This window comes from Streptomyces aureus, assembly GCF_000725495.1.
Classification (GTDB): Bacteria; Actinomycetota; Actinomycetes; order Streptomycetales; family Streptomycetaceae; genus Streptomyces; species Streptomyces aureus_B.
The window spans coordinates 71,229-84,335 of the sequence record NZ_JNZD01000013.1 but is presented as its reverse complement, the minus strand read 5'-3'; the positions used below and the strand labels follow the sequence as shown (position 1 = coordinate 84,335).

The window sequence follows — 13,107 nt, the reverse complement described above, 5'->3', positions numbered from 1 at the left end:
CCGCCCCCCCGGAGCCCCGCCCCGGGCGTCCCGCCCCCGGGCCGTTCCCGCCCCCGCGGTGCTCAGTTGTTCGCGAGGAACTGCCTGGCCAGCGAGTCCCCGAGCGACACGGCCGCGCCGTGGCTCTCGATGGGCGAGACCTGCGAGTTCTTGAAGAGTATGTACGTCACGCCACTGTCGGCCCCGCCGGTCTCCGGGTCGGGGTCGATGCCGAGCGCGTTCGCGGTGGCGTAGGACGCCTCGCCGATGATCTTCGTCGGTCCGGTGTCACCGACCACCGCGTACTCGACCTTGCCGTTGTAGACCACGGCGACCACACCGCCGCCCTTGATGCCCGAACTCGTGTACTTCCAGATGCTGCTGGAGCTCGGCACGACGACGTAGGGGAGCGAGTCGGCACGCAGCGGCCTGCCGTCGGACTGGTGGAAGGCGGTGTCGTCCTGGAACCAGGGATCGGTGCCGGAGTTGCACTTGGAGGTGACCTGGCCGTCGCAGTCGACGTCCATGTCGGCCTTCCAGAACACGGCGCCGTTCTTGCCGCAGACGGGGATCGTGGCCGAGGTCTCCTCGTCCGTCCTGTACTTGCCGTTCGAGATCTGGGAACAGGACGTGACCTTGGCGAGGAGGGCGGCCGCGGTGACCGAGCCCTCCTGCGCCGAGCGGGGCGCGGCGCCGGTGGCGCCGGCCGGGAGCGCGGTGACGGCGAGCAGCGCCGCTCCGGCGACCGCGGACAGGGTCAGTGTTCGAGTGCGCACTGTGGGGGACCCTTCTGTTAGGAAACTTTCCTTACCGGGTTCGCCTACAAGGTGGCCCTGTTGCATGACCGCGTCAAGACTTGGGGCCGGATTGGTCCGGTCCAAGAGGTGAAAAGGCCGCCGCCCGGATGCGGTGCGCATCCGGGCGGCGGCTTCGAGCGGGGCGGGCGGGCCGGCGCCGTTTCCGGGCAGGCGTGGCCCGTGACCAGGGGCGGCGGGCGCCCCGGCCCGGGGCCGGACGGGCTTCTCAGCCGACGTCGAACACGGCCGGGTCGGGTCCGATCCGGCGGTCCTCGTTCAGGGCCGAGATCGCGGCGATGTCCTCGGTGTCCAGCGAGAAGTCGAAGACGTCGATGTTCTCCTTGATCCGCGACGGCGTCACGGACTTGGGGATCACGATGTTGCCCAGCTGGAGGTGCCAGCGCAGGACGATCTGGGCCGTGGTGCGGCCGTGCTTCTGGGCGATGGCGACGATCGCCGGGACCTCGAGGAGCCCCTTGCCCTGGCCCAGCGGCGACCAGGCCTCGGTCGCGATGCCCTGCTCGGCGTGGAACTCACGGGCCGCGCGCTGCTGGAGGTGCGGGTGCAGCTCGATCTGGTTGACGGCCGGGATGACGGACGTCTCCTCGATCAGCCGCTCCAGGTGCTCCGGCAGGAAGTTCGAGGTGCCGATGGCCTTGGCGCGGCCGTCGGCGAGGATCTTCTCCATCGCCTTGAACGTGTCCACGTACCGGTCCCGGGACGGGGTCGGCCAGTGGATCAGATACAGGTCGACGTAGTCCAGGCCGAGCTTGTCCAGCGAGGTGTCGAAGGCGCGCAGCGCGGAGTCGTGACCCTGGTCGCTGTTCCAGAGCTTGGTGGTGACGAAGAGCTCCTCGCGGGCGATGCCGGAGGCGTTCACGGCCTTGCCGGTGCCCTCTTCGTTGCCGTAGATCGCCGCCGTGTCGATGCTGCGGTACCCGGACTCCAGCGCGGTGGTGACCGCTCGCTCCGCCTCGTCGTCCGGCACCTGCCAGACGCCGAAGCCCAGTTGTGGCATCTCGACGCCGTTGTTCAGGATGATCGGGGGGACCTTGCTCACGAGCTCTCGATCCTTAAAGTCGTCGGGTGGTACTCGTCATGGTCAACGATCACGGGCCGTGATGCATTCCTGACCGGGCTCCGGGCGCGCGGAATCGAAGATTGGCCGAAATAGTCCGATCAATCATGCCGAAACTTGCGCCCGGGACCGACAAGGGTTCCCGCGCGGCCGTCGCCCGACGTCACGTCCGGTAGAGCGCCTCGACCTCCGTCGCGTACGCCTTCTCGATCGCCCGGCGCTTCAGCTTCAGCGACGGGGTGAGCAGACCGTGCTCCTCGGTGAACTGGTTCGCCAGGATCCGGAACGTACGGATCGACTCTGCCTGCGAGACCAGGGTGTTCGCGGCGACCACGGCGCGCCGCACCTCGGTCTCCAGATCGGGGTCGCGCACCAGCTCGCCGGCGGCCAGCGTCGGCTTGCCCCGCATCGCCAGCCAGTGCTCCACGGCCTCGGAGTCGAGGGTGACCAGGGCCGCGATGTACGGCCGGTCGTTGCCGACCACTATGCACTGCGCGACCAGCGGATGGTCCCGCACCCGCTCCTCCAGCGCGGCCGGCGAGACGCTCTTGCCGCCGGAGGTCACCAGGATCTCCTTCTTGCGCCCGGTGATCGTGAGGTAGCCGTCCTCGTCCAGGGAGCCGAGGTCCCCGGTGGCCAGCCAGCCGTCGTGCAGGGTGGCGTCGGTGGCCTTGTCGTTGTTCAGGTAGCCCTGGAAGACGTTGCCGCCGTTCAGCCAGATCTCGCCGTCGTCGGCGATGTGCACCGTGGTGCCGGGGATCGCCTGGCCGACGGTGCCGAACCGGGTGCGCTCGGGCGGGTTCGCGGTGGCGGCGGCCGTGGACTCGGTGAGCCCGTACCCCTCGTAGATGATGATGCCCGCGCCCGCGAAGAACAGCCCGAGCCGGCGGTCCATCGCCGAACCGCCCGACATGGCGTGCCGGACCCGGCCGCCCATCGCGGCCCGCACCTTGGAGTAGACGAGCTTGTCGAGCACCTGGTGCTGCATGCGCAGGCTCGCCGAGGGGCCCGGTCCGGTGCCCCAGGCCTTGGCCTCGACGGCGTCCGCGTAGCGCACGGCGACGTCCACGGCCTTCTCGAAGGGGCCGGCCTTGCCCTCCCGTTCGGCCTTGCGGCGCGCGGAGTTGAAGACCTTCTCGAAGATGTACGGAACGGCCAGGAAGAACGTGGGGCGGAAGGCGGCGAGGTCCGGCAGCAGCGCGGACGCGTTCAGCTGGGGCTGGTGCCCGAACTTGACCCTCCCGCGGAACGCGGCGATCTGCACCATCCGTCCGAAGACGTGCGCGAGCGGCAGGAACAGCAGGGTGCTCGCCTCGTCGCCGCGCTTGGAGTGGAAGACGGGTTCCCAGCGCTCGATGACGGTGTCCGCCTCGAACATGAAGTTCGCGTGCGAGATGACACAGCCCTTGGGGCGCCCCGTCGTGCCCGAGGTGTAGATGATCGTCGCGGTGGACTCGGCGGTGACCGCGCGGCGGTGCCGGTGCACCACCTCGTCGTCGATGTGCGCGCCCGCCTCGTACAGCTCGTGCACCGCGCCCACGTCGAGCTGCCACAGTTTGTGCAGCTGGGGCAGCCGGTCGACGACCGTGGCGACGGTCATGGCGTGGTCCTCGTGCTCCACCATGACCGCCGACACCTGCGCGTCGTGCAGCATCCAGAAGACCTGCTCGGCGGAGGACGTGGGGTAGATGGGTACGACCTGGGCGCCGATCGTCCACAGGGCGAAGTCGAAGAGGGTCCACTCGTAGCGGGTGCGGGACATGATGGCGACCCGGTCGCCGAAGCGGATGCCCTGGGCGAGCATGCCCTTGGCGAGCGCCAGCACCTCGTCCCGGAACTCGGCGGAGGTGACATCGCGCCACTGGCCCTGCTCGTCCTTGCGGCCGAGAGCGACGTGGAGGGGGTCCTCGTGGGCATACTGGAAGACGGCATCGGCCAGGCCGCCCACCGGCGGCGCCGACGCCGACGGGGGGTTGGTGAACTCGCGCAATCCCGCTCCTCGTGGCCTCCGCACAGCGCCGTGAAAGCTACCCCACCACGCGAGCGGACGGGAGGGGGCTCGAATCGCCGAGGGGCACGGCGTCCGCACAGGTCAGCCACGGAAATGCCGCACAAGGGGAAGGGTCGGACAGAATCCCTTACGGTTCCGTAGGTTTCGATTCCCTAATCTCCACGGAATCGCTACGACCCGGCGAGGGGGTTCCGGCGGTATCGGGAGATCGATCCGGAATCCATCATTCCGGGCATAGGGGCCGCCCTGAGCGGGGCGTTCCGGCCACCGCGGGGCGGGTGGGACGGGGACAGGTCCGCCGCCTCCCGGGTGCAGCGGCCCCGCCCGGAGACGGGTCGGCTCCGTCGTCCCCGGTGCAGCGGCCCCCGGCCGTGGACGGGGCTGCTCCGCCACGCCTGGTCACGCGCGCCGGCGGCTCAGCTCCGTCGCCTCCGGTGCAGTCGGTCCCCGCCCGCGAGGATCGCCGCCGCGAGGGCGTCCGCGGCACCCTGCGCGGAGGGCCGCCGCCTGCCGTGCACCAGCACGAAGTCGACCTCGCCGAGCTCCGGGAGCCCCGCACGCTCCGGCACCCGCACCAGGCCCGGCGGCACCAGCCCCCGGGAGTGCGCCATCACCCCGAGACCCGCGCGGGCCGCCGCGAGCAGGCCGTTCAGGCTGCCGCTGGTGCAGGCGATGCGCCACGGCCGGCCCTGCCGCTCCAGCGCTTCCAGGGCGAGCGCCCTGGTGATGCCGGGGGGCGGATACACGATCAGCGGGACCGGGCGGTCCGGATCGAGCCGCAGCCGCTCCGCGCCGATCCACACGAGACGGTCGTGCCAGACGAGCTCGCCCCGCGGGTCCTCGGGCCGCCGCTTCGCCAGCACCAGATCGAGTTGCCCGGCGGCGAGCTGTTCGTGCAGCGTGCCGGACAGCTCGACCGTCAGCTCCAGGTCCACCTCGGGGTGGTCCGTGCGGAACCCCTCCAGGATCTCCGGCAGCCGGGTCAGCACGAAGTCCTCCGACGCGCCGAAACGCAGCCGCCCCCGCAGCCGGGTCCCGGTGAAGAACGCCGTCGCCTGCTCCTGCACCTCAAGGATCCGCCGCGCGAACCCGAGCATCGCCTCACCGTCCTCGGTGAGCTCGACGGAGTGGGTGTCACGGGAGAAGAGCTGCCGTCCCGCCGCGTCCTCAAGCCGCCGCACGTGCTGGCTGACCGTGGACTGGCGCACCCCGAGCCGCCGGGCGGCCTGGGTGAAGCTCAGTGTCTGGGCCACCGCCAGGAACGTACGCAGCTGGGACGGGTCGTACACGGCTCCAGGCTATCGCGATCCGTGATGACAGTCAGAACGGTATGAAGGATTCCCGATCGCGACCCCGGAGAGGACGATGGAGAGGGCACGATCCGCCCCGCCCCGACCCCGACGAACACGACGCACCGAACCGAACGACCGAGCAGTGGAGCACCGTGAAACGCCTGCAGTGGCCGAGCTGGATGCCGGTCGACCCCTACATCCTGCTGCTGCTCGGGACGGTGGGCCTCGCCGCCCTCCTCCCCGCGAGCGGCGCGGCGGCGGACGTCGCCTCGGGCGCGTCCACGGCAGCCATCGCCTTCCTCTTCTTCCTGTACGGCGCCCGCCTGTCCACCCGTGAGGCGGTGGACGGCCTCAAGCACTGGCGCCTGCACGGTACGGTCCTGATCTGCACCTTCGTCGCGTTCCCGCTGCTCGGCCTCGCCGCCCGGGGCCTCGAACCGGTGTTCCTGACGCACGACCTCTACACGGGCCTGCTCTTCCTCACGCTCGTCCCCTCGACCATCCAGTCGTCGATCGCCTTCACCTCGATCGCCCGCGGCAACGTGCCCGCCGCCATCTGCGCGGGCTCCTTCTCCTCCCTCGCCGGCATCGTCGTCACCCCGCTGCTCGCCGCGCTCCTCCTGGGCAGCAGCGGCGGCGGCTTCTCCACGGACTCGCTCGTCAAGATCGTGCTCCAGCTGCTGGTGCCGTTCCTGGCCGGACAGCTGCTGCGCCCCTGGATCGGCGCGTTCATCGCCCGCCACAAGAAGGTCCTCGGCTACGTCGACCGCGGCTCGATCCTGCTCGTCGTCTACACCGCCTTCAGCGAGGGCATGGTGCAGGGCATCTGGAGCCAGGTCAGCGCCGTCCGGCTGGCGGGACTGCTGGTCGTCGAGGCGGTGCTGCTCACCGTGATGCTCGTACTGACCTGGTACGGCACGAAGGCCCTGCGCTTCGGGCGGGCGGACCGGATCGCCATCCAGTTCGCCGGGTCCAAGAAGTCGCTCGCCTCGGGGCTGCCCATGGCCGGCGTCCTGTTCGGGAGCCACGCCTCGCTGGCCGTGCTGCCGCTGATGCTCTTCCACCAGATGCAGCTCATGGTGTGCGCGGTGATCGCGCGGCGCCGGGCCCGCGATCCCGAGGCGACCGGCCTGCCCGGCGGCCCGGACGGGCGGGCCGGCACCGGGGGCGCGACGGGAGCGGGCGGCGGCGCCGGAACGACCGGGGGAGCGGACCGGGCCGGTGGCCCCGCCCGCTCCACCGGAATCCGGGTCGCCCCGGCGGTGGCGACGGCCGGCCGGACGGCGGGCCGCTGACCGTCCCCGGCGGCTCACCCGACGGCGCGCCCGCGCTCGCCGGGGTGCCGGCCGCCGTCACCGGCGGACCCGGCTAACGCTTGTCGCTCACCCGGTCGAACGGGAGCCACAGCACCGTGTCCGGAGTGACCTTCCGAGACGGCGGCGCCGACAGTTCCTCGTCGCTCAGCGCGCGGTCGTAGACCCGCACCTCGTCGACCGCCCCGGTGAAGTAGGCCCGGCTGTCCATCCGCTGGCCCACGTGCACACCGAACGGCGAGTTCCGGCTCACCGATCCCGGCACGTCCGCCGTGGTGACCGTCGTCCCGTCGACGAACAGGGTGAGCCGGCCGCCGCCGCGGCGCAGCGCCAGATGGTGCCACTGGCCGTCGTTGAAGGCGCTCGTGGTGCGCGCGTACGCCGTGGCCGGGGGCGACGCGCCGTTCCTTGTGGTGATGAGACCGGTGATCCGGTTCGACGCGGGCTCCGCGCGCAGCCACACCTGCGGCTGGCTCGTGCCGATCCCGCCCATCCACAGCAGCGGCTGCTCACCGGCGGTGGCCGTGTAGCGGAACCACAGGGACGCCGTGAAGTCCTTCGTCCCCAGCGGCAGCCGGTCCTGGTACGGAAGCCGTACGGCGTCGTCGGTGCCGTCGAACTCCAGGGCGCCGCTAAGGACGCCGGCGGTCTCCCGCGCACCGCCGAGGACCGCCGCCCGCCGGGCGAGCGGGGCGAGGTCGGCCGTCGTCGGGTCGGGGCCCCGGCGCGGCTGGAGCCAGTCCTCGGTGAAGCGGGCGAAGCGGATCTCGTCGCGCGCGTCGACCGCGCCGCCCTCGTACAGCAGGCCCACGGTGTCGCCGTCGACGCGGACCAGGTCGGAGTAGCCGGACCAGTCGGTGGTGACGACGGTCCCGCGGTCCACGCTGTCCCAGGTGCGTCCGCCGTCGTAGGAGGAGCGGATCATCATGGTCCGGCGGCGGTCCGGGTCGCCGGGGCAGGACAGCAGGATCCGGTCGCCGACCCGCAGCGTCGAGCCCTGCACCTGCGGCGCGTACAGGTCCGGGACGTCACGGAAGGGGGACAGGAAGCTGTCGCCGCCGTCCGCGCTGACCGCCTGGGTACGGTGACCGAGGTCCGTGCCGTCCTGCTCCCGGCCGCTGACCAGGACCGCCCCGTCGGCGCGCTCGGTGAGCGTCATCTCCGACGGCTTCTGCCGGAAGGTGCCGTCGGCCGCGATCGGCCAGGAGTCCGTGGCCCCGACGTCCCAGTGGTCGCCGCCGTCGTCGCTGGTGATCAGGGCGGCGTTGTTGGCGGTCACCCGGCTGCCGTCCCAGGTCTCGGTGTTGACGGCGAAGACGAGCCGCCCCGCGTGCCGGCCGCGGCTGAGCTGGATGCCGTGCACCGGTCCGGTGGCGTACCAGGAGTTCCAGTCCGCGGGCAGGATCTCGCCGCTCAGGTCGCGCGGCGGCGACCAGTTCAGGCCGTCGTCGTCGCTGTACTGGAGATGCGGGGTGCGGTCGCACGGCACCTGGCAGCTCGCGCTGTCGGTACGGCCGGTGTTGTAGGTCTCCGCCAGCACGATCCGGCCGGTCCCGCGGTCCACGACCGGCGTCGGATTGCCGTGGGTGTCCCCGTTCCCCTCGTTGACGACCTGGAGCGGGCCCCAGGTGCGCCCGCCGTCGGTGGAGCGCTTCACGACGACGTCGATGTCGGCGGCGTCACCGCAGTTGAGGACACGCCCCTCGGCGAACGCCAGCAGCGTCCCCTTCGTCGTCCGTACGACCGACGGAATGCGGAAGCAGGCGTAGCCAGGGTCCTGCGAGGCCTTGAACAGCACCTGTTGCTCGAACGTGCCGACGGTGGCGGCCGGTTCGGCCCGCGCCGTGCCCGGGAGCACGAGCAGCGCGGCGATGCCGGCCAGGACGGCGAGGAGGGATCTCAGGCGGGTGGGGAGGCGTGACGGCATGGAGCGACCTGCCCTTCGTGCGACGGCGATCGGGCAATCCGGATTCTATGGACATCCCACGTCCAACGTTCGCGCCGCAGAGGCTACTTGGACCCTCAGTCACCCCACAAGGAGCAAGGACCGGTCGTGTTCACGCCAGATTTCGGGCTCCGCGGCCGCCCGGCGAGGAGCCGTTCACGGGCTCGTTGATCCGGATTTCCGGTACGGACGGCTGATGCGGGCTAACGTTCCGTCATGACCGCACCCGAAGCCGAACCCCGCCTCGCCCTCGACCCGGCGCGCACCGCCCTCGTGCTCGTCGATCTGATGGAGCGCATCGTGGCGTTGCCCCTGGAACCGCACAAGGGCACCGAAGTACTCGCCACCGCCGAGGAGTTGGCGTCAGCCTTCCGGAAGGCGGGCGCGCTCGTCGTGCTCGTCCGGGTCGAGCGGTCCGGAGTCCTGGAGCAGCCGCCCGGCAGCGGGCTGGTCGCCGGACTCGTCGCGGAGGGTGACCTGGAGATCGTGAAGCGGACCATCGGTGCCTTCCAGGGCACCGGCCTGGACGAGCGGCTGCGCGAACACGGCGTCTCCACCCTGGTGTTCGGCGGAATCGCCACCAACCTGGGGGTCGAGTCGACCGCGCGCGCCGCCGGGGACCTCGGCTACGACCTCGTCTTCGTCAAGGACGCGATGGCCGCGTTCACCTCGGCCGAGCACGACGCCTCCGTACGCCTGGACTTCCCCCGGCTCGGCACGGTCGTGACCGCGGGCGAGGTGCGCTTCTCGGCGGGGTGAGCCCCCGGCCCGGCGGCGCGGAGCGGTGAGGCATGCCCCGGCAGCGCGGCCAGGTGAGCCATGCCCCGGCCGAGGCGGCGACGAGACGCGTACGAGCCGAGACGCGTGCGAGCCGAGACGCGTGCGAGCCGAGACGCACGCCGGCCGAGGCGGGGCCCCTCCGGCGCAGGGGGCGCTCCCCGCCGTCCGGGGCCCCGCCGCCGTGCCGCGGGGAGCCGGGCTCAGCCGTGGGCGGCCGTGGCCCGCAGGGCGATGCGGTGCTCGCCCGCGTACACGTTCATGTTGGCGCCGCGCAGGAAGCCGACCAGGGTCAGACCGGTCTCCGCCGCCAGGTCGACGGCCAGGGACGAGGGCGCGGAGACGGCCGCGAGCACCGGGATGCCCGCCATCACCGCCTTCTGCGCCAGCTCGAAGGACGCCCGGCCGGAGACCAGCAGGACCGTCCGCGAGAGCGGGAGCGTGCCGTTCTGCAGCGCCCGGCCGACCAGCTTGTCCACCGCGTTGTGCCGGCCCACGTCCTCCCGTATGTCGACCAGCTCGCCGTCCTCGGTGAACAGCGCCGCCGCGTGCAGGCCCCCGGTCCGGTCGAAGACCCGCTGCGCCGCGCGCAGCCGGTCGGGGAGGCTCGCGAGCAGGCCGGGTTCCAGCCGCACCGGGGGAGCGCTGCCGCCCTCCGTGTCGTCGACGGTCCAGCGGGCCGTCGTGCGGACCGCGTCCAGACTCGCCTTGCCGCACAGACCGCACGAGGACGTCGTGTACACGTTGCGTTCGAGCGTGATGTCGGGGATCGGGACCCCGGGCGCCGTACGGACGTCGACGACGTTGTACGTGTTGGAGCCGTCCACCGTGGCCCCGGCGCAGTACACGATGTTCTGCAGCTCGTCGGCCCGGCCCAGCACCCCCTCGCTCACCAGGAAGCCCGCGGCCAGCGCGAAGTCGTCGCCCGGGGTGCGCATGGTGATCGCCAGCGGCTTGCCGTTGAGCCGGATCTCCAGTGGTTCCTCCGCGACGAGCGTGTCCGGGCGGGTGCTCACGGCCCCGTCCCGGATGCGGATCACCTTGCGTCGTTCCGTGACTCGTCCCATGTCCTGATCAGTCCCGTTCCCGTACGTGCGGCCGGCCGGATCGGCCCAGGCGATCGCGGTTGACGATCGGGTCACCCGGGGCGTGGCGCGGAGGCGACCGTCACGTTCTCATTGTCCTGCACACGCGGGGCGGGCCGCGTGCGGCCTCTCCCGGCGGGCCGCGGCGCGGGCACGGGGCCCGCCCGTGGCCGAGGCCGGGAGCCCGCACCCCGCTCACGCCGCCGCCCGCAGCGCGAGCAGATCCGAGAGCGCGTACACGGTGCGCAGGGTCGGGACCGGCACCCCGGTGATCTCCGCCAGTTCCACGACGGCCGCGAGCAGCACGTCGAGTTCCAGCGGTTTGCCGCGTTCCAGGTCCTGGAGCGTGGACGTGCGGTGGTCGCCGACGCGCTCGGCGCCCGCGAGACGCCGCTCTATGGACACCCCCACCTCGCAGCCGAGGGCCTCGGCGACGGCCAGCGTCTCGGTCATCATGATCTCGATGACCCGGCGCGTCCCGCCGTGCCGGCACATCTGCCGCATCGTGGCGCGGGCCAGCGCGCTGATCGGGTTGAAGGAGATGTTGCCGAGCAGCTTGAGCCAGATGTCGTTGCGCAGCTCCGGTTCGACCGGGCACTTCAGCCCGCCGTCCCGCATGGCGTCGCTGAACGCCCGGCAGCGCGCCGAGACGGAGCGGTCCGGTTCCCCGATCGAGAACCGGGTGCCTTCGAGGTGACGGACGACGCCCGGTCCCTCCAGCTCGGTCGCCGCGTACACGACGCAGCCGATCGCCCGCTCCGGCGCCAGCACCGCGCCGACCGCGCCGCCCGGGTCCACGCTCTCCACCCGGTGACCGTCGTAGGGTCCGCCGTGGCGGTGGAAGTACCACCACGGAATGCCGTTCTGGGCGGCGACCACCGCCGTGGTGTCGTGCAGCAGGGGCTCGATCAGCGGCCCGCACGCCGCGTACGAGTTGGCCTTCAGACCCAGGAAGACGAAGTCGACCGGGCCGATCTCGGCCGGGTCGTCGGTGGCGTGGGCCTTCGCCGTGAAGTCCCCGCGGGGACTGATCACCTGGACGCCGTGCCGCCTCATGGCCGCGAGGTGCGGTCCACGGGCGATCAGATGCACGTCGGCGCCCGCGCGGTGCAGCGCGGCGCCGACGTACGCGCCGATCGCACCGGCGCCGAGAACTGCGACTCTCACTGTGTGGCGCTCCGTTCGGTCGAGGGTACCGAGGAACGAACTGCCGAACTCTGTCGACGAAATATTGTCTACAGGATGGAATGAGGGTCGACAAGAGGACGGACGGGACCCGGTCCACGACCGTTCGTCGCGCCAGGCATACCGCTCACCGCATACGGTCTACGGTTCGTGTCACGGCGCTTCCCAGCCGGACGGCCCCTTCCTATCGTCCCGATCATGAGCCCTCCCGTCGCACCGCCCGGTTGGAGCCGCTGGCTCGTCCCGCCGGCCGCCCTGTCGGTCCACCTGTCCATCGGCCAGGCCTACGCCTGGAGCGTCTTCAAGCCCCCGCTGGAATCCGCGCTCGGCCTGAGCGGGACCCAGAGCGCGCTGCCCTTCCAGCTCGCGATCGTGATGCTCGGACTGTCGGCCGCGTTCGGCGGCACCCTCGTCGAGCGCAACGGTCCCCGCTGGGCCATGACCGTCGCCCTCGTCTGCTTCTCCTCCGGCTTCCTCGTCTCCGCGCTCGGGGCGGCCACCGAGCAGTACTGGCTGATCGTCCTCGGCTACGGCTTCATCGGCGGCACCGGCCTCGGCATCGGCTACATATCCCCGGTCTCCACCCTGATCAAGTGGTTCCCGGACCGGCCCGGCATGGCCACCGGCATCGCGATCATGGGCTTCGGCGGCGGCGCCCTGATCGCCTCGCCCTGGTCCGCCCAGATGCTGAAGTCCTTCGGCTCCGACTCCTCCGGGATCGCGCTCGCCTTCCTCGTGCACGGACTGACGTACGCCGTGTTCATGACCCTCGGTGTACTGCTGGTGCGGGTGCCGCGCGGGGGGAAGCCCGCCGTCTCCGGGCCGAGCGCGCTCGACGGGGTCCAGGTCTCCGCCCGCAGCGCCGTCCGCACCCCGCAGTTCTGGTGCCTGTGGCTCGTCCTGTGCATGAACGTCACGGCCGGCATCGGCATCCTGGAGAAGGCCGCCCCGATGATCACGGACTTCTTCGCGGACGGTTCCACCCCGGTCACCGCCTCCGCGGCCGCCGGATTCGTCGCCCTGCTCTCCGCCGCCAACATGGCCGGCCGCATCGGCTGGTCCTCCGCCTCCGACCTGATCGGGCGCAAGAACGTGTACCGGGTCTATCTCGGGGCCGGAGCCCTCATGTACGCGCTGATCGCGTGGTTCGGAGATTCCTCCAAACCCCTCTTCGTCCTGTGCGCGCTGGTGATCCTCTCCTTCTACGGCGGAGGCTTCGCCACGATCCCCGCGTATCTGAAGGACCTCTTCGGCACGTACCAGGTCGGCGCCATCCACGGCCGGCTGCTCACCGCCTGGTCCACCGCCGGAGTCCTCGGGCCGCTGATCGTCAACAGGATCGCCGACCACCAGGAGGCGGCAGGCAAGCACGGCTCGTCCCTGTACGGACTGTCGTTCCTGATCATGATCGGGCTGCTCGCCGTCGGCTTCGCCGCGAACGAGTTCGTACGCCCCGTGCACGCCCGCCATCACATCCCCGCGCCGAGGGAGGCCGCCGATGTCGCACGACAGCAGCCAGAGTCCGCCTGACCGGCGCGCGCTGATCGTCCTCGCCTGGCTGTGGGTGGGCGCGCCGCTGTGCTACGGCGTCTACGAGCTCGTACAGAAGGCCACTCAACTGTTCTCGGGGTAGTTGTTCGGACGT

Annotated in this window: 11 protein-coding genes; 4 read left to right on the top strand and 7 right to left on the bottom strand. The window is 71.5% G+C overall.

Annotated features, from left to right (window positions below; all coding sequences use genetic code 11):
• Positions 1 to 62: 62 nt before the first annotated feature.
• The 4 genes from IO36_RS18890 to IO36_RS18875 form a co-directional block, all read right to left on the bottom strand.
• Positions 63 to 755: a glycoside hydrolase family 75 protein gene (locus tag IO36_RS18890; protein WP_037621381.1), complete on the bottom strand. Its 693-nt coding sequence runs from the start codon at positions 753 to 755 to the stop codon at positions 63 to 65.
• A 247-nt stretch (positions 756 to 1,002) separates the two neighbouring features.
• Entirely contained in the window at positions 1,003 to 1,794 is a 792-nt protein-coding gene (locus IO36_RS18885; protein WP_051900727.1) for an aldo/keto reductase, read from the bottom strand.
• Positions 1,795 to 2,017: 223 nt separating this feature from the next.
• A complete protein-coding gene (locus IO36_RS18880; protein ID WP_037621377.1) occupies positions 2,018 to 3,844 on the bottom strand; it encodes an AMP-dependent synthetase/ligase in 1,827 nt (608 codons plus the stop codon).
• A gap of 437 nt (positions 3,845 to 4,281) precedes the next feature.
• Positions 4,282 to 5,154, bottom strand: a complete 873-nt coding sequence (locus IO36_RS18875) for a LysR substrate-binding domain-containing protein (RefSeq protein WP_037621374.1) — start codon at positions 5,152 to 5,154, stop codon at positions 4,282 to 4,284.
• Positions 5,155 to 5,309: 155 nt separating this feature from the next.
• Between IO36_RS18875 and IO36_RS18870 the strand changes: the two genes are divergently transcribed.
• Entirely contained in the window at positions 5,310 to 6,452 is a 1,143-nt protein-coding gene (locus IO36_RS18870; protein WP_078943294.1) for a bile acid:sodium symporter family protein, read from the top strand.
• Positions 6,453 to 6,525: 73 nt separating this feature from the next.
• Here the strand turns inward: IO36_RS18870 and IO36_RS18865 are convergent, their stop codons facing one another.
• Positions 6,526 to 8,397, bottom strand: coding sequence for a sialidase family protein (locus tag IO36_RS18865; RefSeq protein ID WP_037621372.1), 1,872 nt, complete (start codon positions 8,395 to 8,397; stop codon positions 6,526 to 6,528).
• A 234-nt stretch (positions 8,398 to 8,631) separates the two neighbouring features.
• Between IO36_RS18865 and IO36_RS18860 the strand changes: the two genes are divergently transcribed.
• Positions 8,632 to 9,174, top strand: coding sequence for an isochorismatase family protein (locus tag IO36_RS18860; RefSeq protein WP_037621369.1), 543 nt, complete (start codon positions 8,632 to 8,634; stop codon positions 9,172 to 9,174).
• Positions 9,175 to 9,395: 221 nt separating this feature from the next.
• Here IO36_RS18860 and fdhD read toward each other — a convergent pair whose 3' ends face one another.
• Positions 9,396 to 10,259 (bottom strand): formate dehydrogenase accessory sulfurtransferase FdhD, encoded by an 864-nt coding sequence (gene fdhD, locus IO36_RS18855; protein ID WP_037621366.1) that lies wholly within the window; start codon positions 10,257 to 10,259, stop codon positions 9,396 to 9,398.
• Positions 10,260 to 10,472: 213 nt separating this feature from the next.
• A complete protein-coding gene (locus IO36_RS18850; protein ID WP_037621364.1) occupies positions 10,473 to 11,444 on the bottom strand; it encodes a 2-dehydropantoate 2-reductase in 972 nt (323 codons plus the stop codon).
• 216 nt (positions 11,445 to 11,660) lie between these two features.
• Here IO36_RS18850 and IO36_RS18845 point away from each other — a divergent pair, with 216 nt between their 5' ends.
• Positions 11,661 to 12,992, top strand: a complete 1,332-nt coding sequence (locus IO36_RS18845; RefSeq protein ID WP_037621361.1) for an OFA family MFS transporter — start codon at positions 11,661 to 11,663, stop codon at positions 12,990 to 12,992.
• Positions 12,961 to 13,095, top strand: a complete 135-nt coding sequence (locus tag IO36_RS48950; protein WP_280923734.1) for an MFS transporter small subunit — start codon at positions 12,961 to 12,963, stop codon at positions 13,093 to 13,095. The genes IO36_RS18845 and IO36_RS48950 overlap by 32 nt, the downstream gene beginning before the upstream one ends.
• The last annotated feature ends 12 nt before the right edge of the window (positions 13,096 to 13,107 follow it).

What these genes read in the sequence shown, in the direction of transcription:
- IO36_RS18860 (WP_037621369.1), top strand. Translation starts at nt 8,632, where the DNA reads ATGACCGCACCCGAAGCCGAACCCCGCCTCGCCCTCGACCCGGCGCGC.
- fdhD (WP_037621366.1), bottom strand. Translation starts at nt 10,259, where the DNA reads ATGGGACGAGTCACGGAACGACGCAAGGTGATCCGCATCCGGGACGGG.
- IO36_RS18885 (WP_051900727.1), bottom strand. Translation starts at nt 1,794, where the DNA reads ATGCCACAACTGGGCTTCGGCGTCTGGCAGGTGCCGGACGACGAGGCG.
- IO36_RS18865 (WP_037621372.1), bottom strand. Translation starts at nt 8,397, where the DNA reads ATGCCGTCACGCCTCCCCACCCGCCTGAGATCCCTCCTCGCCGTCCTG.
- IO36_RS48950 (WP_280923734.1), top strand. Translation starts at nt 12,961, where the DNA reads ATGTCGCACGACAGCAGCCAGAGTCCGCCTGACCGGCGCGCGCTGATC.
- IO36_RS18845 (WP_037621361.1), top strand. Translation starts at nt 11,661, where the DNA reads ATGAGCCCTCCCGTCGCACCGCCCGGTTGGAGCCGCTGGCTCGTCCCG.